This window comes from Pseudomonas sp. BLCC-B112, assembly GCF_028550695.1.
GTDB classification, from domain to species: domain Bacteria; phylum Pseudomonadota; class Gammaproteobacteria; order Pseudomonadales; family Pseudomonadaceae; genus Aquipseudomonas; species Aquipseudomonas danubii.
Genome location: NZ_JAQQGK010000007.1, coordinates 58,141 through 84,136, shown reverse-complemented (window position 1 = coordinate 84,136; position 25,996 = coordinate 58,141). Strand labels below are relative to the sequence as shown.

The following is a 25,996-nucleotide window of genomic DNA, read 5'->3' as shown; positions in this document are numbered from 1 at the left end:
AGTCAGGATGGCTAAAAAGCGCACATTGTATAGGGTTTTTTCGGGGAGGGGGCGCTGGGGAGTTGCGTCGGCTCCTGGCAATCGGCAGGAGCCGGTGCGGTTTAGTGGGTGCGAGCGACGGCGAATTCGCTCAACTCCACCAGAGCGTCGCGGTATTCGCTGGGTGGCAGAGCTTCCAGGCAGGTGATGGCGCGAGCTACGTAGTCGCGGGCCAATTGCGCGGTGTAGTCCAGGGAGCCCGAAGCCTCAACGGCGGCGCGGATGCTTTCCAGGTCTTCGATACCGCCTTTCTGGATGGCCTGGCGCACCAGGGCTGCCTGCTCTGGGGTGCCTTCGCGCATGGTGTAGATCAGCGGCAGGGTGGGTTTGCCTTCCGCGAGGTCGTCACCCACGTTCTTGCCCAGGGTTTCGGCGTCGCCACGGTAGTCCAGCAGGTCGTCCACCAGTTGGAAGGCCACGCCCAGGTGATCGCCGAAGGTGCGCAGGGCTTCGGCCTGTTCCGGTGTGGCGCCGGCCAGGGCGGCTGCGCTGTGGGTCGAGGCTTCGAAGAGCATCGCGGTCTTGCCGCGTATGACTTCCATATAGGTTTCTTCGGTGGTACTGGCGTCGCGCACCTTGGACAGTTGCAGGACTTCGCCTTCGGCGATGATCCGCGTGGCCTGGGACAGGATGCGCATGACCGGCATCGAGCCCAGTTCAACCATCATTTCGAACGAGCGGGAGTACAGGAAGTCTCCCACCAGTACGCTGGGCGCATTGCCCCACATAGCGTTGGCGGTCGAACGGCCACGGCGCATGCCGGACATGTCGACCACGTCGTCATGCAGCAGGGTGGCGGTGTGCAGGAACTCGATGGTGGCGGCCAGCAGGCGCAAATCGTCGCCTTCGCGCCCCAGCGCCTTGCCACACAGCAGCACTAATAAAGGACGCAGGCGCTTGCCTCCGGCCGAAGTGATGTAGTCGCCGATTTTTGAAACCAGCGGCACTCGGGAAGTCAGCTGTTTCTTGATGATGCCGTCGACGGCGCTAAAATCGTCCGCCACCGCGCGGTAGAAAGCTTGGGGTTGCATCAGCGACAGGTGCTCCAGAAGGGTTGCGCGGCATGCTAGGACCCGCGTCCGCAGGTGTCAAGGCGCGCTCCGGGCAGGACTCCGCGCCGCCTGAACGGCACTTGCATCGCTATTGTGCCTTGCGTACAATCGCGCACCCTGAACTTCCTGGGCAGCACCTGCCTTACGCAATTGCACTTGGGCCGTTCCAGCCCCATGCAGCCATGCCAGCCAATACCTCTTCTTATAAAGAGCTGGGTGAGCAGGATTATCGGAGAAATACCATGTACGCAGTAATCGTTACCGGCGGTAAGCAATACAAGGTCGCTGAAGGTGAATACCTGAAGATCGAAAAACTGGAAATCGCCACTGGCGAGTCCGTGACTTTTGACCGCGTTCTGTTGGTTGCCAATGGCGACGACGTGAACATCGGCGCACCTGTTGTTGCTGGCGCAACCGTCAAGGCTGAAGTGATCTCCCAAGGTCGTCACGATAAAGTCCGCATCATCAAGTTCCGTCGCCGTAAGCACCACATGAAGCGTATGGGCCACCGCCAGTGGTTCACCGAGATCAAAATCACCGGTATTCAGGCTTAATTTCAGCCTAATTCCTCACTAGGAGAATTGAACTCATGGCACACAAAAAAGCTGGTGGTAGTACCCGTAACGGTCGCGACTCAGAAGCCAAACGCCTTGGCGTGAAGATGTATGGCGGCCAGGTCATCAAGGCCGGCAACATCATCGTGCGTCAGCGCGGCACCCAATTCCACGCTGGCTACGGCGTTGGCATGGGTAAAGATCACACCCTGTTCGCGAAAATCGAAGGCGTGATCAAGTTTGAAGTAAAAGGCGCCTTCGGTCGTCGTTACGTGAGCGTCGTTGCGGCTTAATTGCGCGATCGCTGGAAAAGCCCTGTCTCGCGACGGGGCTTTTTCGTTTGTGGGATGAGTCTCTTGCAAAACTGTTTGTACGAGCTGGCAGCGTTGGATGTTTCGGTCGTTGATTGAGGTCGCTGCGCTCATTTTTGCAAGAGTCTTATGTCTTGGTTTCTTCAGCTCGCCCGTGCGGTGAGAGGCGTTTGATCATGAAGTTTGTTGATGAAGTTTCGATTCGAGTAAAAGCTGGCGACGGCGGCAATGGCTGCATGAGTTTCCGTCGGGAAAAATTCATCGAGAACGGTGGTCCCAACGGCGGTGATGGTGGTGATGGTGGCTCGATCTATATGGTCGCTGACGAAAACCTCAACACCCTGGTGGACTACCGTTATACCCGGCACTTCGATGCTGAGCGCGGCTCCAATGGTGGCAGCACCGACTGCACCGGCAAGAAAGGCGAGGATCTGGAGCTGCGGGTTCCGGTCGGTACCACCATCATTGATGCCGGTACTCAGGAAGTCATCGGCGACCTGACCAAGGCTGGTCAGCGCCTGATGGTGGTGCAGGGTGGCTGGCACGGCCTGGGTAACACCCGGTTCAAGTCCAGTACCAACCGTGCGCCGCGACAGACCACTCCGGGCAAGCCGGGTGAGCAGCGTGATCTCAAGCTGGAATTGAAGGTGTTGGCGGACGTCGGCCTCCTGGGTTTGCCGAATGCCGGTAAAAGTACCTTCATTCGCTCGGTTTCCGCCGCCAAGCCGAAAGTGGCTGACTACCCCTTCACCACGCTGGTGCCCAACCTGGGCGTGGTCAGTGTTGACCGCTGGAAGAGCTTCGTAATCGCCGATATTCCAGGTTTGATCGAAGGGGCTTCCGATGGCGCTGGCCTGGGGATTCGCTTCCTCAAGCACTTGGCGCGTACGCGCATCCTGCTGCATCTGGTGGACATGGCTCCGCTGGATGAAACCAATCCGGCGGATGCCGCAGAAGTGATTGTCAACGAGTTGGTCAAGTTCAGTCCGTCCCTGGCTGAGCGTGAGCGCTGGCTGGTGCTGAACAAGAGCGATCAGATTCTTGAGGAGGAGCGTGAGGAGCGCGTCAAGGAGATCGTTGATCGTCTGGAGTGGACGGGTCCGGTGTACGTGATCTCGGCCATCTCCAAGGATGGTACCGAGCGTCTGAGTCGCGACATTATGCGTTATCTGGAAGATCGTGCTGATCGCCTGGCAGCCGACCCGGCCTATGCCGATGAGCTGGCCGAGCTGGATCAGCGCATCGAAGATGAGGCGCGTGCCCAGTTGCAGGCGCTGGACGATCAGCGTGCCCTGCGCCGTAGCGGCGTCAAGAGCGTCCATGACATCGGCGACGATGATTGGGATGAAGAAGATGTGGATGATGAGGATGGCCCGGAAATCATCTACGTCCGCGACTGATCCTGTGGTGCGGGCTTGCCCGCGAACACGGTTTATCTGGGTGGGCGCGGTGTTATCATCGCTGCCAGCCAGCTCTCAAGGCGCCGCTCATTCGAGCGGCGTTTTGGTATCTGCAAGGCTTAAATACGAATAACCCCATGAGTGGCGCTCGGTCGCGCTGCTCGCTGGCAAAGGTTGAATAAGATGCGGAGCAAGGTGACGGGTGCGCAGCGCTGGGTCGTGAAGATCGGCAGTGCATTGCTGACGGCGGACGGCAAGGGACTGGATCGCGCGGCAATGGGCGTGTGGGTCGAGCAGATGGTGGCCTTGCATGAGGCGGGTGTCGAATTGGTACTGGTCTCTTCGGGTGCTGTGGCGGCCGGAATGAGTCGCCTTGGCTGGACCGCACGACCGAGTGCGATGCATGAGCTGCAGGCGGCTGCGGCCATTGGCCAGATGGGCTTGGTGCAGGCCTGGGAGTCGAGCTTTGCCGAGCATGGCCGGCATACGGCGCAGATTCTCCTGACCCACGACGATCTGTCGGACCGTAAGCGTTACCTCAATGCTCGCAGTACTTTGCGGGCGCTGGTGGAGCTCAAGGTGATTCCGGTGATCAATGAAAACGACACCGTGGTGACCGATGAAATCCGCTTCGGCGATAACGACACCCTGGCGGCGCTGGTGGCCAATCTGGTGGAGGCGGACCTGCTGGTTATCCTCACTGATCGCGATGGCATGTTCGATGCTGATCCGCGCAACAATCCCGATGCGCAGTTGATTTACGAGGCGCGGGCCGATGATCCGGCGCTGGATGCCGTGGCTGGCGGTACTGGCGGGGCGTTGGGGCGTGGTGGTATGCAGACCAAGTTGCGAGCGGCGCGCCTGGCGGCGCGCTCCGGTGCGCATACCATTATTGTTGGTGGGCGTCTGGAGCGGGTGCTGGATCGCCTGAAAGCGGGGGAGCGCATTGGTACCTTGCTGTCGCCGGAGCGTGGCATGCTGGCGGCGCGCAAGCAGTGGCTTGCCGGACATCTGCAAACCCGCGGTACCCTGGTGCTGGATGAGGGGGCTGTGTCGGCCCTGTCTCAGGGCAACAAGAGTCTGTTGCCAGTGGGGGTCAAGCAGGTCCAGGGTGGTTTCCGTCGCGGTGAAATGGTGGTGTGCGTGGCGCCTGATGGGCGTGAAATTGCCCGCGGCCTGGCCAACTACAGCGCCCTTGAGGCGCAGAAAATCATCGGTCAGCCCTCTGATGCGATTGTCGGTGTCCTGGGTTACATGGCTGAGCCGGAATTGGTTCACCGCGATAACCTGATTCTGGTGTAAGTGACCTAAGGAAAAGCGAATGCGCGTAGCAAAAGGATTGTTGGGGCTGCTCTTGGCGATGCCGTTCATGGTGTCGGCCGAGGAGATTGGCCAGGTGTCCACGGTGTTCAAATTTGTCGGGCCTAACGACCGGATCGTGGTCGAGGCCTTTGATGACCCCAAGGTGGATGGTGTGACTTGTTATCTGTCGCGAGCCAAGACGGGTGGTCTCAAGGGTGGCTTGGGTTTGGCTGAGGATCGTGCTGAGGCGTCCATTGCCTGTCGCCAGGTGGGGCCGATCGCCTTCAAGGGCGAGCTCAAGGATGGTGACGAGGTCTTCAAGGAGCGCACCTCGCTAGTGTTCAAGACCATGCAGGTGGTGCGCTTCCTCGACAAGAAGCGCAACACCCTGGTGTATCTGGTCTATAGCGATCGTGTGATCGAGGGTAGTCCGCAGAATGCGGTAACGGCGATCCCTATTCTGCCTTGGCCTCATCAATGACCTGTTGAGAATTGCCGGGCCGGCCCCTGATGGGGCTGGCTTGTTGCGGCGGGTAAATTGCAGGCAATAAAAAACCGACCCTTGGGTCGGTTTTTTAACAAGCGTGTCGCTTAGGCTGCAGCAGCAAGGTTCAGAGCCTTGATGTGGCCATTCAGACGACCTTTATGACGAGCAGCTTTGTTCTTGTGGATGATGCCTTTATCGGCCATGCGGTCGATAACTGGCACGGCCAGAACATAAGCGGCTTGCGCTTTAGCAGCGTCTTTGGCGTCGATGGCCTTAACTACGTTCTTGATGTAGGTACGAACCATGGAACGCAGGCTGGCGTTGTGGCTGCGACGCTTCTCAGCCTGTTTTGCACGTTTTTTGGCGGAAGGTGTGTTGGCCACCGTCGAGCTCCTCGAAAGACTTTTTGGGAAATAGCAAACAAAATAGGCCGCGAATCATGCCGATGAGTTGAAGTCTTGTCAAGGGCAGCTGATGCGTTCCGCTGAGTGGTCGATCTGAAGAGGCGGGATATTTATTTCCGGCGCTTGACCTGTAAACTCGCGAGCTTTGGCTCTGTGCTGTTGCGGCGCGGAGTATCGCATAAGTGGGCGTCTTTTCGCCTGCTGTTTATCTACAGGCAAACAACCTTTTCATGAACCTGCTCAAGTCATTGGCCGCGGTCAGCTCTATCACGATGCTTTCCCGGGTACTGGGGTTTGTCCGCGATACCATCATCGCGCGCACGTTCGGCGCCGGGATGGCTACGGATGCCTTCTTCATTGCCTTCAAGTTGCCCAACCTGTTGCGGCGAATCTTTGCCGAGGGAGCCTTTTCCCAAGCCTTCGTGCCGATTCTGGCGGAGTACAAGAGTCAGCAGGGGGAGGAGGCGACTCGGACCTTCATTGCCTATGTCTCGGGCTTGTTGACCCTGGTTCTGGCCCTGGTCACTGCCCTGGGCATCATCGCTGCACCCTGGGTGATCTGGGCTACGGCACCGGGATTTGTCGACTCCCCGGAAAAATTCGCCCTGACTTCCGATCTGCTCCGGGTGACCTTTCCTTATATATTGCTGATCTCGCTGTCCTCCCTGGCCGGGGCGATTCTCAATACCTGGAACCGCTTCTCGGTGCCGGCGTTCGTGCCGACTCTGCTCAACGTCAGCATGATCATCTTCGCGCTGTTCCTTACGCCCTACTTCGATCCTCCAGTGATGGCCCTGGGCTGGGCAGTGCTGGCAGGGGGCTTGGCGCAATTGCTCTATCAGCTGCCGCATTTGAAGAAGATCGGCATGTTGGTGCTGCCTCGACTGAATGTGCGTGATACCGGTGTCTGGCGGGTGATGAAGCAGATGTTGCCGGCGATCCTCGGGGTGTCCGTCAGTCAGATCTCGCTGATCATCAACACCATCTTTGCTTCCTTCCTGGTCGCGGGCTCTGTGTCCTGGATGTATTACGCCGACCGTCTTATGGAGCTGCCTTCCGGTGTGCTGGGCGTGGCCCTGGGCACTATTTTGCTACCGACCCTGGCCAAGACCTACGCCAACAAGGATCGCCATGAGTACTCGCGGATTCTCGATTGGGGGTTGCGTCTGTGCTTCATCCTGGTGCTGCCATGTTCCCTGGCGCTGGGGATACTTGCTGAGCCGTTGACGGTGTCGCTGTTCCAGTACGGTGAGTTCAGCGCTTTTGACGCCTCTATGACTCAGCGTGCGTTGGTGGCTTACGCCGTGGGCTTGCTGGGGATCATCGTGATCAAGGTGCTGGCGCCGGGTTTCTACGCACAGCAGAACATTCGCACACCGGTGAAGATCGCCATCTTCACGCTGATCGTCACCCAACTGCTCAACCTGGCCTTTATCGGTCCCTTGAAGCACGCTGGCCTGGCTTTGGCCATCAGCGCAGGGGCCTGTATCAACGCTGGGCTGTTGTTCTACCAATTGCGCAAGCAGCAGATGTTTCAGCCGCAGCCGGGCTGGGGGCTGTTTGCCTTGAAGCTGATCGTGGCTGTGACGGTGATGTCGGCGGTATTGCTGGGGCTGCTGCACTTTATGCCGGCCTGGGACCAGGGGCACATGCTCCAGCGTTTCCTGCGCTTGGGCGTGCTGGTGGTGGCTGGGGTGGTGGCGTATTTCGGCATGTTGGCCCTGCTGGGCTTCCGTTTGCGCGACTTCAATCGCAAGGCCTTGAACTGACGGCTGTTTAGTCGTTGGTGCGAGGCAACTACCGGTTTTGTCGGTTCGATCAATTTGGGTGACGGTGCTGCCTGTCGTCGGCCGTCGGGTGTGGTTATAATCGACCACTTTATGAGCAAGAAGCGCGTTATGCAGCTGGTTCGAGGCCTCCACAATCTGCGCCCCCAGCATCGGGGCTGCGTCGCCACTATTGGCAACTTTGACGGTGTTCACCGTGGTCACCAGGCCATTCTGGGCCGGCTGCGTGTGCGTGCGCTCGAGTTGGGCGTGCCCAGCTGTGTGGTGATTTTCGAGCCCCAGCCGCGGGAATTCTTTGCCCCCGAGACGGCGCCGGCGCGCCTGGCCCGCCTGCGTGACAAGCTGCAACTGCTGGCCCAGGCCGGTGTCGATCGGGTGTTGTGCCTGGCGTTCAACCAGCGCCTGAGCAAACTCAGCGCCAATGAATTTGTCGAGCGGATCCTGGTGGATGGCCTGGGCGTGCAGCATCTGGAAGTCGGCGACGATTTCCGTTTTGGTTGCGACCGGGTTGGCGATTTCGAGTTTTTGCAGCAGGCTGGCGCCAACCACGGCTTTACCGTCGAAGCGGCGCAGACCGTAGAACTGGATGGTTTGCGTGTGAGCAGCACCCAGGTCCGTAATGCCTTGGCCGCAGCAGATTTTGAACTGGCCGAGCGTCTGCTTGGTCGGCCGTACCGGATTGCCGGGCGGGTGCTGCACGGGCAGAAACTGGCGCGCCAGTTGGGTACGCCCACTGCCAACGTGCAATTGAAGCGCCGGCGCGTGCCACTTTCCGGGGTTTACCTGGTAAGTGTCGACATTGCCGGCAAGACCTGGCCGGGGGTCGCCAATATCGGCGTTCGGCCAACGGTCGCAGGTGATGGCAAGGCCCACCTGGAAGTTCATCTTTTAGATTTTGCCGGCGATCTGTATGACCGGCGTTTGACGGTGGTTTTCCACCACAAGCTGCGTGAAGAGCAGCGTTTCGCCTCCCTGGAGGCGTTGAAGACGGCGATCAATGCGGATGTTGCCGCCGCCCGTGCCCAAGTGGCACGTATCCATAGCGCCAATCGCTAATGAAGAGCCTTAAATGACCGACTATAAAGCCACGTTAAACCTTCCGGACACCGCCTTCCCAATGAAGGCCGGCCTGCCTCAGCGCGAACCACAGATTCTGCAGCGTTGGGACAGCATTGGCCTGTACGGAAAGTTGCGCGAGATTGGCAAGGATCGTCCGAAGTTCGTTCTGCACGACGGTCCTCCTTATGCCAACGGCACTATTCACATCGGTCATGCGCTGAACAAAATTCTCAAGGACATGATCCTGCGCTCGAAAACCCTGTCGGGGTTCGACGCACCTTATGTTCCGGGCTGGGACTGCCACGGCCTGCCGATTGAGCACAAAGTCGAAGTGACCTACGGCAAGAACCTGGGCGCAGATAAAACCCGCGAACTGTGCCGCGCCTACGCCACCGAGCAGATCGAGGGGCAGAAGTCCGAATTCATCCGTCTGGGCGTTCTGGGCGAATGGGACAACCCGTACAAGACCATGAACTTCAAGAACGAGGCCGGAGAAATCCGCGCCTTGGCCGAAATCGTCAAAGGCGGCTTCGTGTTCAAGGGCCTCAAGCCTGTGAACTGGTGCTTCGACTGCGGTTCGGCCCTGGCCGAAGCGGAAGTCGAGTACGAAGACAAGAAGTCCTCGACCATCGACGTGGCCTTCCCGGTCGCCGATGAAGACAAGTTGGCCACCGCCTTCGGCCTGGCCAAACTGGCCAAGCCCGCGGCTATCGTGATCTGGACCACTACCCCGTGGACCATCCCGGCCAACCAGGCGCTGAACGTCCATCCGGAGTTCAACTACGCCTTGGTGGACGCCGGCGAGCGCCTGCTGGTGCTGGCCGAAGAGCTGGTTGAGTCCTGCCTGGCTCGCTACAACCTGGAAGGTTCGGTGATCGCTACCGCCCCGGGTTCTGCCCTGGAACTGATCAATTTCCGTCATCCGTTCTACGATCGTCTGTCGCCGGTGTACCTGGCCGAGTACGTGGAACTGGGGGCTGGCACTGGCGTGGTTCACTCGGCCCCGGCCTACGGTGAAGACGACTTCGTGACCTGCAAGCGCTACGGCATGGTCAACGACGACATCCTCAACCCGGTACAGAGCAACGGCGTCTACGCGCCATCGCTGGAGTTCTTCGGCGGCCAGTTCATCTGGAAGGCCAATCCGCTCATCGTCGATAAGCTGAGTGAAGTGGGTGCGTTGCTGCACACCGAAATCATCAGCCACAGCTACATGCACTGCTGGCGCCACAAGAGCCCGTTGATCTACCGTGCCACCGCGCAATGGTTCATCGGCATGGACAAAGAGCCGGTCAGCGGTGACACCCTGCGTGCGCGCTCGCTCAAAGCGATCGAAGACACCAAGTTCGTCCCCGCCTGGGGCCAGGCGCGCCTGCATTCGATGATCGCCAACCGTCCGGACTGGTGCATCTCCCGCCAGCGCAACTGGGGCGTGCCGATCCCGTTCTTCCTGAACAAGGAAAGCGGCGAACTGCACCCACGCACCGTCGAGCTGATGGAAGAAGTCGCCCAGCGTGTTGAGCAGGAAGGCATCGAGGCCTGGTTCAAGCTGGACGCCGCCGAGCTGCTGGGCGACGAAGCGCCGCTGTACGACAAGATCAGCGACACCCTCGACGTGTGGTTCGACTCCGGCACCACTCACTGGCACGTACTGCGCGGTTCGCACCCAATGGGCCACGTGAACGGCCCACGTGCCGACCTGTACCTGGAAGGCTCGGACCAACACCGTGGCTGGTTCCACTCGTCGTTGCTGACCGGTTGCGCCATCGACAACCACGCGCCGTACCGCGAACTGCTGACCCACGGTTTCACCGTCGACGAGACGGGCCGCAAGATGTCCAAGTCGCTGAAGAACGTGATCGAGCCGAAAAAGATCAACGACACCTTGGGTGCCGACATCATGCGTCTGTGGGTGGCGTCGACCGATTACTCGGGCGAAATCGCCGTGTCGGACCAGATCCTGGCCCGCAGTGCCGACGCCTACCGCCGTATCCGCAATACCGCACGCTTCCTGCTGTCGAACCTGAGCGGTTTCAACCCGGCCACCGACATCCTGCCGGCCGAGGACATGCTCGCCCTGGATCGTTGGGCCGTGGACCGTACCCTGTTGCTGCAGCGCGAGTTGCAGGAACACTACGGCGAATACCGCTTCTGGAACGTGTACTCGAAGATCCACAACTTCTGCGTGCAGGAGTTGGGTGGTTTCTACCTCGACATCATCAAGGATCGCCAGTACACCACCGGCGCCAACAGCAAGGCACGTCGTTCGGCGCAGACCGCGCTGTACCACATCTCTGAAGCGCTGGTGCGCTGGATCGCGCCGATCCTGGCCTTCACCGCTGATGAACTGTGGGAATACCTGCCGGGCGAGCGTAACGAATCCGTGATGCTCAACACCTGGTACGAAGGCCTGAGCGAATTGCCCGCTGACTTCGAGCTGGGCCGCGAGTACTGGGAGGGCGTGATGGCGGTCAAGGTTGCAGTGAACAAGGAACTGGAGGTTCAGCGTGCGGCCAAGGCCGTCGGTGGCAACCTGCAAGCCGAAGTCACCCTGTTTGCCGAGGATGGCCTGAGCGCCGACCTGGCCAAGCTGAGCAACGAACTGCGTTTCGTGCTGATCACCTCGACCGCCAGCCTGGCACCGTTTGCCCAGGCACCAGCGGATGCCGTGGCTACCGAAGTACCGGGCCTCAAGCTCAAAGTCGTCAAGTCGGCCTTCCCTAAGTGCGCCCGCTGCTGGCACTGCCGTGAAGACGTCGGCGTGAACCCTGAGCACCCGGAAATCTGCGGTCGTTGTGTGGATAACATCAGCGGCGCGGGCGAGGTTCGTCACTATGCCTAACGCCGCAGGCCGTTTCGGCCGTCTGGGCTGGCTGTGGTTGAGCTTGCTGGTCCTGGTCATCGACCAGGCCAGCAAGATGCACTTTGAAAGCTCGCTGACCATGTACCAGCAGATCGTAGTGATCCCCGAGTACTTCAGTTGGACCCTGGCTTATAACACCGGCGCAGCCTTCAGCTTCCTCGCTGACAGCTCTGGCTGGCAGCGCTGGCTGTTCGCCCTGATCGCGATTGTGGTCAGCGCCGTGCTGGTGGTCTGGCTCAAGCGCCTGGGGCGTAACGAAACCTGGCTGGCCATCGCTCTGGCCCTGGTACTGGGCGGTGCCTTGGGCAACCTGTATGACCGCATTGCCCTGGGCCATGTGATCGATTTCATCCTGGTGCACTGGCAGAACCGCTGGTACTTCCCGGCATTCAACTTCGCCGACAGTGCTATCACCGTTGGCGCGGTGATGCTGGCCCTGGATATGTTCAAGAGCAAGAAAACCGGAGAAGCCGTTCATGACTGAACAGGTATTGACTGAGCAACGCATCGGTCAGAACACGGAAGTCACTTTGCACTTCGCATTGCGCCTGGAGAACGGCGATACCGTAGACAGCACTTTCGACAAGGCCCCGGCGACCTTCAAGGTCGGTGACGGCAACCTGCTCCCCGGGTTCGAGGCCGCGCTGTTCGGCTTCAAGGCCGGTGACAAGCGTAGCCTGACGATTGAGCCGGAAAACGCCTTTGGCCAGCCGAACCCGCAGAACGTGCAGGTCATCCCGCGTTCGCAGTTCCAGGACATGGAGTTGTCGGAAGGTTTGCTGGTGATCTTCAATGACGCGGCCAATACTGAGCTGCCGGGTGTGGTCAAAGCCTTCGATGATGCTCAAGTCACCGTCGACTTCAACCACCCGCTGGCCGGCAAGACCTTGACCTTCGACGTGGAAATCATCGACGTCAAAGCGCTTTAACAGCATCGCCGGCATGCCGTGCCCTATTCTGTAGGGGCTGGTTTGCTGGCGATCCGCTGTCTATAACGATCTAACTTCTTGCGCGCAAGACACGAGGCACAGCATGCAAATCAAACTCGCCAATCCCCGTGGCTTCTGCGCCGGTGTGGACCGGGCGATTGAAATCGTCAATCGCGCCCTGGAAGTCTTCGGGCCGCCGATCTACGTCCGGCATGAAGTGGTGCACAACAAATTTGTCGTCGAAGACCTGCGCAATCGTGGTGCGATCTTCGTCGAAGAGCTGGAGCAGGTGCCGGACGACGTCATCGTTATCTTCAGCGCCCACGGTGTCTCCCAGGCTGTACGCACTGAAGCGGCCGGTCGCGGTCTCAAAGTGTTCGATGCCACTTGCCCGCTGGTGACCAAGGTGCATATCGAAGTGGCGCGCTACAGCCGTGATGGTCGTGAGTGCATCCTCATCGGACACGCCGGCCACCCTGAAGTCGAAGGCACCATGGGTCAGTACGACGCCAGCAACGGCGGCGCCATCTACCTGGTGGAAGATGAAAAGGATGTAGCCGAGCTGCAGGTGCAGAACCCTGAACGCCTGGCGTTCGTGACCCAGACCACCTTGTCCATGGACGATACCAGCCGGGTGATCGATGCCCTGCGCACGCGTTTCCCGGCCATTGGCGGGCCGCGCAAGGACGATATCTGCTACGCCACGCAAAACCGCCAGGACGCGGTCAAGCAACTGGCTGACGAGTGCGATGTAGTGCTGGTGGTGGGCAGTCCCAACAGCTCGAACTCCAACCGCCTGCGCGAGCTGGCCGAGCGCATGGCCACTCCCGCCTACCTGATCGACGGTGCCGAGGACCTGCAGCGCAGCTGGTTCGACGGTGTCGAGCGCATTGGCATTACCGCCGGCGCTTCGGCTCCTGAAGTGCTGGTGCGTGGGGTGATCCAGCAGTTGCAGGCCTGGGGCGCCACCGGTGCCGACGAGTTGGCCGGCCGCGAAGAGAACATCACCTTCTCCATGCCCAAAGAGTTGCGGGTTCGCTCCCTGCTCTGATCAGTCCACTCCCATGCAAAGGGCCTGCTCGGCGGTTTCGCTGCGCAGGCTGACCCGCCCGCTGCGCGACAGCACCACCTGGTGGCGGCTGTGTTCCTGGTCGGCCTGGCAAATATGCAAGGTGCCGGCCTGGAAGGCGCCACTGGGCAGCAACGGATTGCCCTGGGCACTGAAGCGCACGAAGTGTTGTACCGGACGATTACCCACAATCAGCACTTGCCCACCGCTCTGACGCTCGATCAGCAGCGGATTCTCTGGATCCTCCCAACCCTTGCCACTGACATCCAGAATGATGCGCCAGCCCTGGCTCCAGTCGTCGTTCAGACTATGTATCAGCGCGGTGCGCTGGTGCAGGATGGCCGCCGCCCGTGCATTGCGCAGGCCGCTGGCGAGCATCTGCGCCGCTTCCTGCTGTCGATTGGTGCGCAATAGTTCACTGAGCGCAGCCGTGGACAGCGGCAGCAAAAGTGCCAGCAAGGCCAGCGCGATCAGCAGTTCAATCAGGCTGAAGCCCTTTTCATGCATGGTGTCTCCTCCCTGGAGATGAGGCGTTCACGCTATCCGTATGCAGGCGCTGAGCAGATGACCAACTTGCCGGTCTGGGATGGGGCGAGTCGCCGCCCGTTATAGCCGATGCCTGTTCCAGGGTGGGTGGTGTATTTGCGTACAAAGGGTTTCACCCGATTGAAACGGCCCGGCGCCTGGGCCCTTGCGGCTCGGCCTCAAGGGAGAGGTAAGGGGGCTGTGAGCAATGTATTGCGGGTTGTTCCGAGAGGCGGCCCGGGGCTGACTCTGGCACTAACCTTTGAAGTCGAGAGCAGTGGTTTCCATCGTTTCTGTGGGCTCACACGAGCCTGCTTCATCGGAGATCGTTGGTTGTCTGCATGGGCTTGGGAGCGTGACGGAGATTGGAACATGAGGGAGCAGCATGCACAGGACGGCATGACCCTGATCGAGGTGCTGGTGGCCCTGTTGATTCTCGCGGTGGGGCTGCTGGGGGCCGCGGCGGTCCAGATCAAGGCCTTGCAGTACACCGACAGTTCACGGATGAGCACCCAGGCCAGCTTTATCGCCTACGACATGCTTGACCGGATCCGTGCCAATACGGCGGCCGACTATGGTGTTGCCACGCCCGCCGCTGGCAGCCCGGGCAATGTGCGGGATCAGGACCTGCATGATTTCGCCAGCAACGTGGCGAACTTCGGGGGGGCCAGCGCCAAGGGCAGTATCAGTGTCAATCAGCAGGTCTATACCATCCGCATCACGTGGGACGATTCCCGGGCCGAGGGGCATTCGCGCAGTCAGCGCGCTCTGGTGCTCAGCAGCCGCGTGGCCGTGGATTCGTGAGGGGCGCGATGAGGCAGGGCAGCCAAGGCTTCGGGCTGGTAGAGATAATGCTGGCACTGGCTTTGAGCCTGGTGCTGGTGTTGGGTGCGGCTCAGGTGTTTATCGCGGCGAAGGCTACTTACCTTAGCCAGAACGCCTCGGCCTACCTGCTGGAGGATGCGCGTTTTGTTCTGAGCAAGATGCTCCAGGAAATTCGCATGGCAGGGCTTTCCGGTTGCCTGCGCACCGTCAATGATCGCAGTACGGCTAAGGAGTTTTCCCGCTACGCGGCCACCCCGATTCAGTGGAGCAATGTCGAGCGCAAGCTGACCTTGATCACCGCCGACATCGGTGATTATGGCGGGACGCCGACCTGGAGCCTGGTCACCGACTGTCGGCGCAGCGCCGTGGTCTATTCGGGTGCTCATCAAGGGGAGGGCGGACAGCAGGTCCTGGCCTTGCGCCGGCTGTTCTATAGCCTCCAGGACCACCAATTGATGCTGGGCAACGGCTTGGGCAAGCAGCAGGCGGTGCTGCTGGATAATGTCGAGGCCTTCGACGTGAGTTTCGGCATGGCCCGTACCGCAACGGATAGTGCCGCTTCCAGCTACAGCCGCAACCCGGGAGATCCGGCACGTATTCGCAGCGTGCGGTTGCAGCTGACATTGGCCGATCCCCAACAGCGTGTGCGCCCGCAGCGCTTTACGCTAGTGGCGGCCTTGCGTAACAGGTTGCCCTGATGCCTGGCATCAATCGCGCAGGGCCCACCAGGGAGAGAGGCATGGCGCTGTTGATGAGCCTGGTGTTCTTGTTGCTGCTGACCATGATCGGCCTGTCATCGCTGCAGAACGCCATGCTCCAGGAAAAGATGAGCGCCAGCCTGACCTTGAACAACCGCGCATTCCAGGCTGCAGAAGCGGCCTTGCGCCTCGGGGAAAACGCGGTGCGCATGGATGACTATCGTTTGTCGGTATGCGCCAATCCTTCTGAATGTGCCCCTCCCGCTGAGTCTGCAGCGGTCAGCAGCGCGGGCTTCAACAGTGTTTCCGCCGTGACCTGGATCGCCACTGGAGAGGGTTTCTATGGGGTGCAGAACCTGGGGGCTTCTACGGATGCGGTCAACCTGCCGATCAATACCGTCGCCACCTTGTATCGAGTGACTGCCGTGGGTTTGGCCGGTCATTCGCGCAGCGTCTTGGAGAGCATTTATGCCAAATACTGAACCTGATTCGAAAGGTAGCCGGCTTTTGCTCGTCGTTGCCGCTACGTTGCTGGGCAGTTTGTGGCAAGGGGGCCCGGCCCAGGCGCGCGGTCCCGCCAACAGCCTACTCCCAGGCGCTGTTGCAGCAGCGCCTGAAGTGATAACCAGCACTCCTTATATTCTGCCCTTTGTACGCGGACAGGTCTTGCCTTGTGCAGCGATGGGCAGTGCCGGCCAGCCCATGGGTGTGGTTCCGTGGCGGCCGGTGCATGTTCGTGACGCTAGGCGGGTGTCCTGCGACCTTCTGCCGTTCAAGATCGATGGCTCCGACTCAAACACTGGTAGTGGGAAATTGATCGAGCTGCAAGCGTTCAGCGGTAAGATGCTCGACGCTGCGGTTGCGCACACCCATGGCACTGGCAAGATCATCCGCGATTCCAGTGGCGGCATCAGCCCCCGGGTGGACAAAAACGACGGTGGCAGCCGGCGCATCCTGTGGCGACAAATTCAGTAAGCGAGATTCTTGACCATGCGCAGATCCAACCAAGGGTTCACCCTGATCGAAATCATGATCGTGATTGCGATCATCGGTCTGGTCCTTACCTTGAGCCTTCCCAGCATCACCGAATACATGAAGAAGCCCCATCGCAGTGAAATCGCCGTGCTGCTCACCGAGCAGGCGCAGCAACTTGAGCGCCACTTCTCCAAGACCGGTGCCTACAGCAACGCCCCGGATCTGAGCACCGGCAATGAGTACTACAGCATCACCCCGACTCTGAGCGACAGCGGGTTCTCGCTGACCGCGACGCCAAAAGCCGATGGGATGATGGCGGGGGACAAATGCGGCAGCTTCAGCATCGATCAGACAGGTGCCACCAGCATCAGCGGTCAAGCCGACGGGCTGGCGGCTAAGGATTGCTGGGGACGCTGAGTCTCTGTATCGGGGAGCTGCGGCGCCCACTGTCTTTCTCATGATTGGATCGAATTATGGTCAAGCAACAGCAAGTGCTGGTGGTGGGCGGCGGAGTGATCGGCCTGCTCACGGCTTTCAATCTGGCGTCCCGGGGCCAGCAGGTGCGGCTTGTAGAGCGTTCGGAACTGGGGCGTGAGTCGTCGTGGGCTGGTGGAGGCATCGTCTCGCCGCTGTACCCTTGGCGCTACAGTCCGGCAGTCACGGCGCTGGCCCATTGGTCCCAGGACTTTTATCCACAGCTGGCGGAGCAACTGCTGAGTGCTACCGGGGTTGATCCCGAAGTGCATACCACCGGGCTCTACTGGCTGGACCTGGAGGATGAGGCCCAGGCCCTGCAATGGGCGCGGCGCGAGGGGCGGCCCCTGAGCGCTGTGGATATCTCGGCGGTACATGATGGGGTGCCGGTGCTGGGAAGCGGCTACCAGCGGGCGATCTACATGGCCAATGTGGCCAATGTGCGTAATCCGCGGCTGGTCAAATCCCTCAAGGCCGCTTTGCAGGCTTTGCCCAACGTGCACATCGACGAGCAGTGCAGCGTCAGCGGCTTTATTTGTGAAGGCCGGCAGGTGGCAGGCGTGCACAGTTCGCTGGGTGAGATCCGCGCCGATCAGGTGGTGCTCTGCGCCGGGGCCTGGAGTGGCGAGTTGCTGGGCAGCCTGGGGCTTGTACTGCCGGTGGAACCGGTCAAAGGGCAGATGATCCTGTACAAATGCGCTGCCGACTTCCTGTCCTGCATGGTCCTGGCCAAGGGCCGTTATGCGATTCCCCGGCGTGACGGACACATCCTGGTGGGCAGTACCCTGGAGCACGAAGGGTTCGACAAGACGCCGACTGCATCCGCTCTGGAAAGCCTCAAGGCTTCTGCTGTCGAGCTGATCCCGGCACTGGCGGACGCTGAGGTCGTGGGGCATTGGGCTGGGCTGCGTCCGGGGTCGCCGGAGGGCATTCCCTACATCGGGCCAGTTCCCGGCTTTGCCGGTTTGTGGCTCAACTGTGGGCATTACCGTAACGGCCTGGTGCTGGCGCCTGCTTCCTGCCAGCTTTTTTGCGACCTGCTGCTGGGACAAGCGCCGATCATCGATCCGGCGCCCTATGCGCCCGAAGGTCGAATTTAATTCAGGCCAAGCTTCTTCATGCGGTAACGCATCGAACGCAAGGACAGGCTCAGCCGTCGGGCCGCCACCGTGCGGTTCCAGCGGCTTTCCTCCAGGGCCTGGAGCAGTAAATGGCGCTCCACCTGTTGCAGGTGCAGCGCGAGGTCCAGGTTGGGAGGGAGCGAGGGGGAGGGGACGTCCTGGTGTTCACTGACAGGCAGATGCAGGTCGCTCAGCTCGATCCACGGACCCTCGCAAAGGGTCTGGGCCCGCTCCAGCAGGTTCTCCAGTTCACGTACGTTGCCGGGAAAGTCGTAGCGCTCCAGGGCTTGCAGAGCTTGCGGGCTCAGTTGGGTGGCAGGCTTGTCGCCGGATTTGGCCAGGCGTTGCAGAATATGCCGCGCCAGTATCTCGATATCTCCTGGACGCTCGCGCAGCGCGGGGACTCGCAGTTCGATCACATTCAAGCGGTAGTAGAGATCTTGGCGAAAGCGGCCGGACTCTACCTCACACTTCAGATCCTTGTGAGTGGCACAGAGAATCCGCACATCGACGGCTCTTTCCTCCTGGCTGCCCACCGGGCGCACAGACCTTTCCTGCAGTGCACGCAGTAGCTTCACCTGCATGGCTAGAGGCAGGTCGGCGACCTCGTCGAGGAACAGGGTTCCCCCCTCAGCGGCCTGGAACAGTCCAGGCTGATCAGCAAGGGCGCCACTGAAGCTGCCTTTGCGGTGACCGAAAAACTCACTCTCCATCAGTTCGCCAGGAATGGCACCACAGTTGACCGGAATGAAGGGCGCCCTGGCCCTTGGACCCAACTGGTGGATCAAACGCGCCACTCGTTCCTTGCCACTGCCGGATTCGCCGCTGATGTAGACCGCCGCCAGGCTGGGGGCCAACTTGTCGATGTGTTGGCGCAGGTTGTCCATGGGTGGTGAATGTCCCAACAACTGATGGTCGGGTAGGTTTTTTGTGGTGGTGGGCAGCCGCTTCAGTCTGCTGCTTATCCATTCTCGAAGGCGCATGGGGTGTAGAGGCTTGTGCAGCAGGTCGCAAGCCCCGACTTCCAGGGCGCTGGCCTGCGTGCCTGGGTCATTGCTTAGAAGTGCGACCGGCAATTGAGGGTGGCATTGGCGAATATGCAGCAGCAGGTCCAGTCCGCTGCCATCCGGCAAATGCAGGTCTGTCAGGCACAGGTCGAAGCGCTCCCGGGCCAGGTGAGTCCGAGCTTCCTGCAAGGTGCGGGCACTTTGGGTGTGCAGGCGCATGCGGCCGAGGGTGATTTCCACGAGGGCACGGACTTCCATGGCCTCATCGACCACCAGCACCCTGGGCATTGGGTTCATGGCGGCTGCCGTTTTCATGGGTCAGTCAACAGCGGGCAATAGCGCCCGTGTTGGGGGGCGAGAGCTCAGTCTAGGCCCTTGGGATGGGCGGCGCAGGGTGCCGGGGGCGGGTTATTTTGTCGCCAATTGTGCGGACGATGGGTGTAGGGCTCAGCGATCCTGGCTGCCCGGGCCCTGCTCCAGATGGGCCTGGCTGCAGTACCACTGTTGTGACAGGCTCAACGCCCGGTCCTGAGGCAGGTGTACGCCGCAGTGAGCGCAGCGCACCATTGGCGTACTCGTCGGCTCGTGGGGTGTGCGGGGAGTTGCAGCGGGGCGCTTGAATTTGCGCCAGAACCATACCGCAGCGGCAATCAGAGCGATCCAGAACAGTAGACGAACCATGGTGACCAGCTTTATGGGGAAAAGAGGGAGCAGTTTATCCAAGCGCCCGGCGGGCGCACAGGCCCATCAAGCTGCGGGCATGAAAAAGGGAGACTTGAAGTCTCCCTTTTTTACTGCGGCGCTATCAGTCGAACACGCCGAAGGTCATGTAGCTGAACCAGGAGCGGTCACTGTTGTTGCCAGTGGCCTCGTGCTCTTCTTCCTCGACCACGTCGCCGTTGCTGTCTTTAGGCTTGAGCTCCGACGGGATCGCGTCCTTGGCATCCTGATACTGCTTCATCACGTCCTGATTGGCGCGGGTTTCTCCCGGCGGCAGCGGTGGACGGGACTCGATAAGGCCCAGGGTGGCCTTGCTCAGCCAGGAGCGGTTGTCGGCTTCGGCCACCCGTGGCACGAACTGACCATCAACCAGGCTTGGGTGGTCAGGGTAGTTGAGCTTCAGGGTTTCCAGGCTGGTGGCAGCCAGTTCGTCCAGGTGCAGACGCTGGTAGGCCTCGGTCATCACCGCCAGGCCGTCACCCACGGAAGGGGTTTCCTGGAAGTTTTCCACCACGTAGCGGCCACGGTTGGCGGCGGCGACATAGGCCTGACGGGTCAGGTAATAGTCGGCCACGTGGATTTCGTAGGCGGCCAGCAGGTTGCGCAGGTAAATCATGCGCTGCTTGGCGTCCGGGGCGTAGCGGCTGTTGGGGAAGCGGCTGGTGAGCTGGGCGAACTCGTTGTAGGAGTCGCGGGCGGCACCCGGGTCACGCTTGGTCATGTCCAGTGGCAGGAAGCGCGCCAGCAGGCCGACATCCTGATCGAAGGAGGTCAGGCCCTTGAGGTAGTAGGCGTAGTCGACGTTCGGGTGTTGTGGGTGCAGGCGAATGAAGCGCTCGGCGGCGGATTTCGCAGCCTCTGGCTCGGCATTCTTGTAGTTGGCGTAGATCAGCTCGAGCTGTGCCTGATCGGCGTAGCGACCAAAGGGATAGCGCGATTCCAGGGCCTTGAGCTTGGCGGTGGCGCTGGTGTAGCTGTGGTTGTCCAGGTCGGTCTGCGCCTGCTGGTACAACTCGACTTCGCTCAGGTTTTCGTCAACGACTTCCTTCGATGAGCAAGCAGCGGTCAGTGCGAGGATGGCGATCAGCAGCAGGTGTTTCACTTGCATGGCGGCTTGCGTCCCTATGACGGCCGCTGTCTTGGGCGGGGCCGTCCTGTTATGATGAGCGCCCCGTTGAAAGCCTCGGGGCAAAAGACGCCGTATTTAACCACAAGCGCGCAGCCGAAACCAAAGGCTGTGCCGACGCCCAGTCCGAGCATGTCCGATAAAATTGAACTTCGCGCAGAGGTGCCGTCCGAACTGGGCGGTCAACGCCTCGATCAAGTCGCCGCACAACTATTCGCTGAGCATTCGCGCTCGCGCCTTTCCGCCTGGATCAAAGACGGCCGCCTGACTGTTGACGGAGCGGTGATCCGCCCTCGGGACATCGTGCACGGCGGTGCCGTTCTCGAACTGACCGCCGAGCAGGAGGCTCAGGGTGAGTGGATCGCCCAGGACATCGAGCTGGACATCGTCTATGAAGACGATGACATCCTGGTGATCAACAAGCCTGCGGGCCTGGTGGTGCACCCGGCTGCCGGCCATGCCGATGGCACGCTGCTCAATGCCCTGCTGCATCACATCCCCGACATTATCAATGTGCCGCGTGCGGGTATCGTCCACCGTCTGGACAAGGACACCACCGGTCTGATGGTGGTGGCCAAGACCATTCAAGCGCAGACCCAGTTGGTGGCTCAGTTGCAGAGCCGCAGCGTCAGCCGCATCTATGAATGCATCGTGATCGGTGTAGTGACTGCTGGTGGCAAGATCAATGCTCCCATTGGTCGCCACGGCCAGCAGCGCCAGCGCATGGCGGTGATGGAGGGTGGCAAGCAGGCTGTCAGCCACTACCGCGTTCTGGAGCGTTTCCGTTCCCACACCCATGTACGGGTCAAGCTGGAAACCGGTCGTACTCACCAGATTCGGGTGCACATGGCCCACATCAACTTCCCGCTGGTGGGCGATCCGGCTTACGGCGGTCGCTTCCGCATTCCGCCGGCGGCCAGCCAGACCATGGTCGAGTCGCTGAAAAACTTCCCGCGCCAGGCCTTGCATGCGCGTTTCCTGGAGTTGGACCATCCGACCACTGGTCAACGCATGAGCTGGGAATCGCCGCTGCCGGATGACTTCGTCTGGTTGTTGTCGCTGCTCAAGCAGGACCGTGAGGCGTTCATCGGATGAGTGGCTGGCTGATTCCTGACTGGCCCGCGCCGGCTGGGGTCAAAGCCTGTGTTACTACCCGCGATGGCGGCGTCAGCCTGGCGCCGTTTGACAGCCTCAATCTGGGCGACCACGTTGAGGATCGGCCTCAAGCGGTGGCCGAGAATCGCCGGCGCCTGACCGAGCACTTCGATATTGCCCCGGCCTGGTTGCAACAGGTGCACGGGATTGCTGTGGCTCACGCCGATCCTGGCGTAGTGGCCAGCGCCGATGCCAGTTGGTCCGCCACGCCAGGCATTGCCTGTGCGGTGATGACCGCCGACTGCCTGCCTGCGTTGTTCTGCAACCGAGCCGGAACCCGGGTCGCGGCAGCCCATGCCGGTTGGCGCGGGCTGGCAGCCGGAGTGCTGGAAGCCACTCTCGACAGCCTGGATGTCCCCGCCGCTGAGGTCTTGGTATGGCTGGGGCCCGCTATAGGTCCACAGAGTTTCGAAGTGGGTGCGGAGGTCCGTGAAGCTTTCGTTGCTCAATTGGCGGCCGCGAAGCAAGCCTTTGTCCCTAGCGTCAATGCCGGGCGCTTCATGGCTGACATCTACCAGTTGGCGCGCCTGCGTCTGGCCACCCGGGGTGTGACGGCGGTCTATGGTGGTGGCTACTGCACCGTGACCGACCCACGCTTCTTCTCTTATCGGCGCAGCCCACGTACCGGGCGTTTTGCCTCCCTTATCTGGCTTGAACGCTAGACTAATCTGACTTGCGTCAAGCAGCTGACGCTTGAATCTCCCAGAATCGACCGCATCTAGAGAATCATCTGGCAGGTTTCTCTATTTAGGTGTGTCCATCGCTCCGGCCTGCTCAAAAGGAAGGTGACTAATGCGTATAGACCGATTAACCAGCAAATTGCAGCTGGCCTTATCCGATTCTCAATCCTTGGCCGTTGGCCTCGATCATCCGGCCATTGAACCTGCGCACCTGATGCAGGCGCTGCTGGAACAGCAAGGCGGCTCGATCAAGCCACTGCTGATGCAGGTGGGCTTCGACGTCAACAGCCTGCGCAAGGAACTGAGCAAAGAGCTCGACCAACTGCCAAAAATCCAGAACCCCACTGGCGACGTCAACATGTCCCAGGATCTGGCGCGCCTGCTCAACCAGGCCGATCGCCTGGCCCAGCAGAAAGGCGACCAGTTCATTTCCAGCGAGCTGGTACTGCTGGCCGCCATGGATGAAAACAGCAAGCTCGGCAAGTTGTTGCTGGGTCAGGGCGTGAGCAAGAAAGCCCTGGAAAACGCCATCAATAACCTGCGCGGCGGCGAGGCGGTGAATGACGCCAACGTCGAGGAGTCGCGCCAGGCCCTGGACAAGTACACCGTCGACCTGACCAAGCGCGCCGAGGAGGGCAAGCTTGACCCGGTGATCGGGCGTGACGATGAAATTCGCCGGACCATCCAGGTGCTGCAACGCCGGACCAAGAACAACCCGGTGCTGATCGGTGAACCTGGCGTGGGTAAAACCGCCATCGCCGAAGGCCTGGCCCAGCGGATCATTAATGGCGAAGTGCCTGATGGCCTGAAAGGCAAGCGCCTGCTGTCCCTGGACATGGGCGCGCTGATTGCCGGTGCCAAGTACCGTGGCGAGTTCGAGGAACGCCTGAAATCCCTGCTCAACGAGCTGTCGAAGCAGGAAGGTCAGATCATCCTGTTCATCGACGAGCTGCACACCATGGTCGGCGCCGGTAAAGGCGAAGGCTCGATGGATGCGGGCAACATGCTCAAGCCGGCCCTGGCCCGTGGCGAGCTGCATTGCGTCGGTGCCACCACGCTCAACGAGTACCGCCAATATATAGAGAAGGATGCAGCCCTTGAGCGGCGCTTCCAGAAAGTGTTGGTGGACGAGCCGAGCGAGGAAGACACCATCGCTATCCTGCGCGGCCTGAAGGAGCGCTATGAGGTGCACCACAAGGTAGCCATCACTGACGGTGCGATCATTGCCGCGGCCAAGCTCAGCCATCGTTACATCACTGATCGGCAACTGCCGGACAAGGCCATTGACCTGATCGACGAAGCTGCCAGCCGCATCCGCATGGAGATCGACTCCAAGCCGGAAGTGCTGGATCGTCTGGAGCGGCGCCTGATTCAGCTCAAGGTTGAATCCCAGGCGCTGAAGAAGGAAGACGACGAGGCAGCGATCAAGCGCCTGGAAAAACTCCAGGAAGAGATTGTCCGCCTGGAGCGTGAGTACGCTGACCTGGAGGAAGTCTGGACCTCGGAGAAAGCCGAAGTGCAGGGTTCTGCGCAGATCCAGCAGAAGATCGAGCAGTCGCGTCAGGAGCTGGAAGCGGCCCGGCGTAAAGGCGACCTGAACCGAATGGCCGAGCTGCAGTACGGGGTAATCCCTGATCTGGAGCGTAGCCTGCAGATGGTCGACCAGCACGGCCACAGCGAGAACCAGTTGCTGCGCAGCAAGGTCACCGAGGAAGAAATTGCCGAAGTGGTGTCCAAGTGGACCGGCATCCCAGTGTCGAAAATGCTCGAAGGCGAGCGCGACAAGCTGTTGAAGATGGAAAACCTGCTGCATCAACGGGTGATCGGCCAGAACGAAGCCGTGGTGGCGGTATCCAACGCAGTGCGCCGCTCCCGGGCTGGCTTGTCCGATCCGAACCGGCCAAGTGGCTCGTTCATGTTCCTCGGCCCAACCGGGGTGGGTAAGACTGAGTTGTGCAAGGCCTTGGCGGAGTTCCTCTTCGATACCGAGGAAGCCATGGTGCGGATCGACATGTCCGAGTTCATGGAGAAACACTCCGTGGCTCGCCTGATCGGTGCGCCGCCAGGCTATGTTGGTTATGAAGAAGGTGGCTACCTGACCGAAGCCGTGCGTCGCAAGCCGTACTCGGTCATCCTCCTGGACGAAGTCGAGAAGGCGCACCCGGATGTGTTCAATATCCTGCTGCAGGTTCTGGAAGATGGTCGCCTGACGGACAGCCACGGACGTACCGTGGACTTCCGCAACACGGTGATTGTCATGACCTCCAACCTGGGCTCGGCACAGATCCAGGAATTGGTAGGGGATCGCGAGGCACAACGTGCAGCGGTGATGGATGCGGTGTCCACCCACTTCCGGCCGGAGTTCATCAACCGGGTCGACGAAGTGGTGATCTTCGAGCCTCTGGCACGGGATCAGATCGCTGGCATCACGCAGATCCAGTTGGGGCGCCTGCGCAGCCGTCTGGCGGAGCGCGAGCTGAGCCTGGAACTGAGCGACGAGGCCTTGGACAAGCTGATCGCCGTGGGTTACGACCCGGTGTATGGCGCACGGCCGCTGAAGCGTGCGATCCAGCGCTGGATCGAGAACCCGTTGGCCCAGTTGATCCTGTCCGGTGGCTTCCTGCCAGGAGCAACAGTCACTGCGTCGGTGCGGGACGATGAAATCGTCTTTGCCTGATCGCTCAGTGGCGTATTGATGAAAAGGCCTCGCATGGCGAGGCCTTTTTTTTCACTAGGGCGTTGAACTGAAAGGAAAAGGCTTGTAAAGTGCGCCCCGCAGTCAGTCACCCCTAGGTTTTTTCTGATGTAGAAGAAACCGGCAATGAAGTCGCAAATCATTGTCTTAAAAGCAATTTAAGGGGTTGACAGGTAGTTTGAAGATTGTAAAATAGCGCGCCTCAGAGGCATGAACGTAGCGATACGGGAAAGCCGAAGAGGATGAAGTAAAAACGTTGTAGCTTGAAATATGTAGTTCCGTGATAGCTCAGTCGGTAGAGCAAATGACTGTTAATCATTGGGTCCCAGGTTCGAGTCCTGGTCACGGAGCCAATTTCAAACCGGGGTATAGCGCAGTCCGGTAGCGCGCCTGCTTTGGGAGCAGGATGTCAGGAGTTCGAATCCCCTTACCCCGACCATTTTTGGGTCGTTAGCTCAGTTGGTAGAGCAGTTGGCTTTTAACCAATTGGTCGTAGGTTCGAATCCCACACGACCCACCATTTTTGAGACCAGTTCGCTGGAATCGAATCTTAAGATCAGACGCCAAAAGCTCTGTTCGCAGAAGGCGCCTTTTAAAGGTGCCTTTTTTTTACCGGGGTATAGCGCAGTCCGGTAGCGCGCCTGCTTTGGGAGCAGGATGTCAGGAGTTCGAATCCCCTTACCCCGACCATATTCACGATAAAAGGCACCTCTAGAGGTGCCTTTTTTCGTTTGTCTGC

Annotated in this window: 26 protein-coding genes and 4 tRNA genes; 24 read left to right on the top strand and 6 right to left on the bottom strand. The window is 60.3% G+C overall.

From position 1 onward, the window contains the following. Nucleotides 1-101: 101 nt before the first annotated feature. Nucleotides 102-1,070 (bottom strand): polyprenyl synthetase family protein, encoded by a 969-nt coding sequence (locus tag PQT43_RS19615; RefSeq protein ID WP_016967027.1) that lies wholly within the window; start codon nt 1,068-1,070, stop codon nt 102-104. 263 nt (nt 1,071-1,333) lie between these two features. On the opposite strand from PQT43_RS19615, the gene rplU reads away from it, so the two are divergent. From rplU to PQT43_RS19590, 5 genes are all read left to right on the top strand, one after another. Further along, nucleotides 1,334-1,645, top strand: a complete 312-nt coding sequence (gene rplU, locus PQT43_RS19610; protein ID WP_007924746.1) for a 50S ribosomal protein L21 — start codon at nt 1,334-1,336, stop codon at nt 1,643-1,645. Between the two features lie 35 nt (nt 1,646-1,680). Continuing rightward, nucleotides 1,681-1,938, top strand: a complete 258-nt coding sequence (gene rpmA, locus PQT43_RS19605; RefSeq protein WP_003228360.1) for a 50S ribosomal protein L27 — start codon at nt 1,681-1,683, stop codon at nt 1,936-1,938. Nucleotides 1,939-2,132: 194 nt separating this feature from the next. Next, complete coding sequence (gene cgtA, locus PQT43_RS19600) at nt 2,133-3,356, top strand: Obg family GTPase CgtA (RefSeq protein ID WP_110596205.1); 1,224 nt, start codon at nt 2,133-2,135, stop codon at nt 3,354-3,356. Nucleotides 3,357-3,539: 183 nt separating this feature from the next. Continuing rightward, on the top strand, nt 3,540-4,658 hold the full coding sequence (proB, locus tag PQT43_RS19595; protein WP_047289314.1) for a glutamate 5-kinase: 1,119 nt from the start codon (nt 3,540-3,542) through the stop codon (nt 4,656-4,658). 19 nt (nt 4,659-4,677) lie between these two features. Further along, nucleotides 4,678-5,139 carry a CreA family protein gene (locus tag PQT43_RS19590; protein ID WP_102882259.1) on the top strand — a complete coding sequence of 154 codons (462 nt, stop codon included), beginning with the start codon at nt 4,678-4,680 and terminating at the stop codon, nt 5,137-5,139. Between the two features lie 110 nt (nt 5,140-5,249). On the opposite strand, the gene rpsT is transcribed toward PQT43_RS19590, so the two are convergent. Then, a complete protein-coding gene (gene rpsT, locus PQT43_RS19585) occupies nt 5,250-5,528 on the bottom strand; it encodes a 30S ribosomal protein S20 (RefSeq protein ID WP_016967023.1) in 279 nt (92 codons plus the stop codon). Between the two features lie 251 nt (nt 5,529-5,779). Here rpsT and murJ point away from each other — a divergent pair, with 251 nt between their 5' ends. From murJ to ispH, 6 genes are all read left to right on the top strand, one after another. After that, a complete protein-coding gene (gene murJ, locus PQT43_RS19580) occupies nt 5,780-7,318 on the top strand; it encodes a murein biosynthesis integral membrane protein MurJ (RefSeq protein ID WP_102882258.1) in 1,539 nt (512 codons plus the stop codon). Between the two features lie 129 nt (nt 7,319-7,447). Beyond that, the gene (ribF, locus tag PQT43_RS19575) at nt 7,448-8,392 is read left to right on the top strand and encodes a bifunctional riboflavin kinase/FAD synthetase (RefSeq protein ID WP_272754452.1); all 945 of its coding nucleotides are present in this window, start codon (nt 7,448-7,450) and stop codon (nt 8,390-8,392) included. Nucleotides 8,393-8,405: 13 nt separating this feature from the next. Continuing rightward, complete coding sequence (ileS, locus tag PQT43_RS19570; RefSeq protein WP_102882257.1) at nt 8,406-11,237, top strand: isoleucine--tRNA ligase; 2,832 nt, start codon at nt 8,406-8,408, stop codon at nt 11,235-11,237. After that, on the top strand, nt 11,230-11,742 hold the full coding sequence (gene lspA, locus PQT43_RS19565; protein WP_110652081.1) for a signal peptidase II: 513 nt from the start codon (nt 11,230-11,232) through the stop codon (nt 11,740-11,742). The genes ileS and lspA overlap by 8 nt, the downstream gene beginning before the upstream one ends. Next, nucleotides 11,735-12,187 carry an FKBP-type peptidyl-prolyl cis-trans isomerase gene (gene fkpB / locus PQT43_RS19560; RefSeq protein WP_102865451.1) on the top strand — a complete coding sequence of 151 codons (453 nt, stop codon included), beginning with the start codon at nt 11,735-11,737 and terminating at the stop codon, nt 12,185-12,187. The genes lspA and fkpB overlap by 8 nt, the downstream gene beginning before the upstream one ends. Nucleotides 12,188-12,290: 103 nt before the next feature. Next, complete coding sequence (ispH, locus tag PQT43_RS19555) at nt 12,291-13,238, top strand: 4-hydroxy-3-methylbut-2-enyl diphosphate reductase (RefSeq protein ID WP_272754451.1); 948 nt, start codon at nt 12,291-12,293, stop codon at nt 13,236-13,238. Here ispH and PQT43_RS19550 read toward each other — a convergent pair whose 3' ends face one another. After that, on the bottom strand, nt 13,239-13,763 hold the full coding sequence (locus PQT43_RS19550; RefSeq protein ID WP_102865453.1) for a GspH/FimT family protein: 525 nt from the start codon (nt 13,761-13,763) through the stop codon (nt 13,239-13,241). 390 nt (nt 13,764-14,153) lie between these two features. Between PQT43_RS19550 and pilV the strand changes: the two genes are divergently transcribed. The 6 genes from pilV to thiO are packed head-to-tail and all read left to right on the top strand — an operon-like array spanning nt 14,154 to nt 17,853. Next, the gene (gene pilV / locus PQT43_RS19545) at nt 14,154-14,585 is read left to right on the top strand and encodes a type IV pilus modification protein PilV (RefSeq protein WP_267268941.1); all 432 of its coding nucleotides are present in this window, start codon (nt 14,154-14,156) and stop codon (nt 14,583-14,585) included. An 8-nt stretch (nt 14,586-14,593) separates the two neighbouring features. Continuing rightward, a complete protein-coding gene (locus PQT43_RS19540; protein WP_267268940.1) occupies nt 14,594-15,304 on the top strand; it encodes a PilW family protein in 711 nt (236 codons plus the stop codon). Between the two features lie 41 nt (nt 15,305-15,345). Then, on the top strand, nt 15,346-15,786 hold the full coding sequence (locus tag PQT43_RS19535; RefSeq protein WP_110652084.1) for a pilus assembly PilX family protein: 441 nt from the start codon (nt 15,346-15,348) through the stop codon (nt 15,784-15,786). Further along, the gene (locus tag PQT43_RS19530) at nt 15,773-16,279 is read left to right on the top strand and encodes a hypothetical protein (RefSeq protein ID WP_267268939.1); all 507 of its coding nucleotides are present in this window, start codon (nt 15,773-15,775) and stop codon (nt 16,277-16,279) included. Before PQT43_RS19535 ends, PQT43_RS19530 begins: the two co-directional genes overlap by 14 nt. 15 nt (nt 16,280-16,294) lie before the next feature. Beyond that, entirely contained in the window at nt 16,295-16,696 is a 402-nt protein-coding gene (locus PQT43_RS19525) for a type IV pilin protein (RefSeq protein ID WP_102882252.1), read from the top strand. Between the two features lie 56 nt (nt 16,697-16,752). Then, nucleotides 16,753-17,853 carry a glycine oxidase ThiO gene (gene thiO, locus PQT43_RS19520; RefSeq protein WP_110652086.1) on the top strand — a complete coding sequence of 367 codons (1,101 nt, stop codon included), beginning with the start codon at nt 16,753-16,755 and terminating at the stop codon, nt 17,851-17,853. On the opposite strand, the gene PQT43_RS19515 is transcribed toward thiO, so the two are convergent. The 3 genes from PQT43_RS19515 to PQT43_RS19505 all read right to left on the bottom strand — a co-directional run bounded on the left by PQT43_RS19515 (nt 17,850) and on the right by PQT43_RS19505 (nt 20,709). Further along, nucleotides 17,850-19,178, bottom strand: coding sequence for a sigma-54-dependent transcriptional regulator (locus PQT43_RS19515; RefSeq protein WP_253085112.1), 1,329 nt, complete (start codon nt 19,176-19,178; stop codon nt 17,850-17,852). The genes thiO and PQT43_RS19515 overlap by 4 nt on opposite strands. 150 nt (nt 19,179-19,328) lie before the next feature. After that, nucleotides 19,329-19,562, bottom strand: coding sequence for a PP0621 family protein (locus PQT43_RS19510; protein ID WP_253085051.1), 234 nt, complete (start codon nt 19,560-19,562; stop codon nt 19,329-19,331). A gap of 124 nt (nt 19,563-19,686) precedes the next feature. After that, entirely contained in the window at nt 19,687-20,709 is a 1,023-nt protein-coding gene (locus PQT43_RS19505) for an outer membrane protein assembly factor BamD (RefSeq protein WP_102882249.1), read from the bottom strand. 150 nt (nt 20,710-20,859) lie between these two features. On the opposite strand from PQT43_RS19505, the gene rluD reads away from it, so the two are divergent. The 7 genes from rluD to PQT43_RS19470 all read left to right on the top strand — a co-directional run bounded on the left by rluD (nt 20,860) and on the right by PQT43_RS19470 (nt 25,947). Further along, nucleotides 20,860-21,822: a 23S rRNA pseudouridine(1911/1915/1917) synthase RluD gene (gene rluD / locus PQT43_RS19500; RefSeq protein ID WP_102865461.1), complete on the top strand. Its 963-nt coding sequence runs from the start codon at nt 20,860-20,862 to the stop codon at nt 21,820-21,822. Then, nucleotides 21,819-22,544, top strand: coding sequence for a peptidoglycan editing factor PgeF (gene pgeF, locus PQT43_RS19495; RefSeq protein ID WP_267268938.1), 726 nt, complete (start codon nt 21,819-21,821; stop codon nt 22,542-22,544). Before rluD ends, pgeF begins: the two co-directional genes overlap by 4 nt. Nucleotides 22,545-22,674: 130 nt before the next feature. Then, nucleotides 22,675-25,239 (top strand): ATP-dependent chaperone ClpB, encoded by a 2,565-nt coding sequence (gene clpB / locus PQT43_RS19490; RefSeq protein WP_267268937.1) that lies wholly within the window; start codon nt 22,675-22,677, stop codon nt 25,237-25,239. Between the two features lie 295 nt (nt 25,240-25,534). After that, a tRNA-Asn gene (locus tag PQT43_RS19485) sits at nt 25,535-25,610 on the top strand. Between the two features lie 9 nt (nt 25,611-25,619). Then, nucleotides 25,620-25,696, top strand: a tRNA-Pro gene (locus PQT43_RS19480). Nucleotides 25,697-25,701: 5 nt separating this feature from the next. Beyond that, nucleotides 25,702-25,777 (top strand) — tRNA-Lys (locus PQT43_RS19475). A gap of 93 nt (nt 25,778-25,870) precedes the next feature. After that, nucleotides 25,871-25,947 (top strand) — tRNA-Pro (locus PQT43_RS19470). The last annotated feature ends 49 nt before the right edge of the window (nt 25,948-25,996 follow it).

Coding starts and splice junctions, on each gene's coding strand:
- rpmA (WP_003228360.1), top strand. CDS start 1,681: ATGGCACACAAAAAAGCTGGTGGTAGTACCCGTAACGGTCGCGACTCA.
- murJ (WP_102882258.1), top strand. CDS start 5,780: ATGAACCTGCTCAAGTCATTGGCCGCGGTCAGCTCTATCACGATGCTT.
- clpB (WP_267268937.1), top strand. CDS start 22,675: ATGCGTATAGACCGATTAACCAGCAAATTGCAGCTGGCCTTATCCGAT.
- rplU (WP_007924746.1), top strand. CDS start 1,334: ATGTACGCAGTAATCGTTACCGGCGGTAAGCAATACAAGGTCGCTGAA.
- PQT43_RS19525 (WP_102882252.1), top strand. CDS start 16,295: ATGCGCAGATCCAACCAAGGGTTCACCCTGATCGAAATCATGATCGTG.
- ileS (WP_102882257.1), top strand. CDS start 8,406: ATGACCGACTATAAAGCCACGTTAAACCTTCCGGACACCGCCTTCCCA.
- rluD (WP_102865461.1), top strand. CDS start 20,860: ATGTCCGATAAAATTGAACTTCGCGCAGAGGTGCCGTCCGAACTGGGC.
- ribF (WP_272754452.1), top strand. CDS start 7,448: ATGCAGCTGGTTCGAGGCCTCCACAATCTGCGCCCCCAGCATCGGGGC.
- PQT43_RS19590 (WP_102882259.1), top strand. CDS start 4,678: ATGCGCGTAGCAAAAGGATTGTTGGGGCTGCTCTTGGCGATGCCGTTC.
- PQT43_RS19535 (WP_110652084.1), top strand. CDS start 15,346: ATGGCGCTGTTGATGAGCCTGGTGTTCTTGTTGCTGCTGACCATGATC.
- PQT43_RS19540 (WP_267268940.1), top strand. CDS start 14,594: ATGAGGCAGGGCAGCCAAGGCTTCGGGCTGGTAGAGATAATGCTGGCA.
- PQT43_RS19515 (WP_253085112.1), bottom strand. CDS start 19,178: ATGAACCCAATGCCCAGGGTGCTGGTGGTCGATGAGGCCATGGAAGTC.
- PQT43_RS19615 (WP_016967027.1), bottom strand. CDS start 1,070: ATGCAACCCCAAGCTTTCTACCGCGCGGTGGCGGACGATTTTAGCGCC.
- PQT43_RS19505 (WP_102882249.1), bottom strand. CDS start 20,709: ATGCAAGTGAAACACCTGCTGCTGATCGCCATCCTCGCACTGACCGCT.
- ispH (WP_272754451.1), top strand. CDS start 12,291: ATGCAAATCAAACTCGCCAATCCCCGTGGCTTCTGCGCCGGTGTGGAC.
- pilV (WP_267268941.1), top strand. CDS start 14,154: ATGAGGGAGCAGCATGCACAGGACGGCATGACCCTGATCGAGGTGCTG.
- lspA (WP_110652081.1), top strand. CDS start 11,230: ATGCCTAACGCCGCAGGCCGTTTCGGCCGTCTGGGCTGGCTGTGGTTG.
- pgeF (WP_267268938.1), top strand. CDS start 21,819: ATGAGTGGCTGGCTGATTCCTGACTGGCCCGCGCCGGCTGGGGTCAAA.
- PQT43_RS19550 (WP_102865453.1), bottom strand. CDS start 13,763: ATGCATGAAAAGGGCTTCAGCCTGATTGAACTGCTGATCGCGCTGGCC.
- PQT43_RS19510 (WP_253085051.1), bottom strand. CDS start 19,562: ATGGTTCGTCTACTGTTCTGGATCGCTCTGATTGCCGCTGCGGTATGG.
- fkpB (WP_102865451.1), top strand. CDS start 11,735: ATGACTGAACAGGTATTGACTGAGCAACGCATCGGTCAGAACACGGAA.
- PQT43_RS19530 (WP_267268939.1), top strand. CDS start 15,773: ATGCCAAATACTGAACCTGATTCGAAAGGTAGCCGGCTTTTGCTCGTC.
- thiO (WP_110652086.1), top strand. CDS start 16,753: ATGGTCAAGCAACAGCAAGTGCTGGTGGTGGGCGGCGGAGTGATCGGC.
- proB (WP_047289314.1), top strand. CDS start 3,540: ATGCGGAGCAAGGTGACGGGTGCGCAGCGCTGGGTCGTGAAGATCGGC.
- cgtA (WP_110596205.1), top strand. CDS start 2,133: ATGAAGTTTGTTGATGAAGTTTCGATTCGAGTAAAAGCTGGCGACGGC.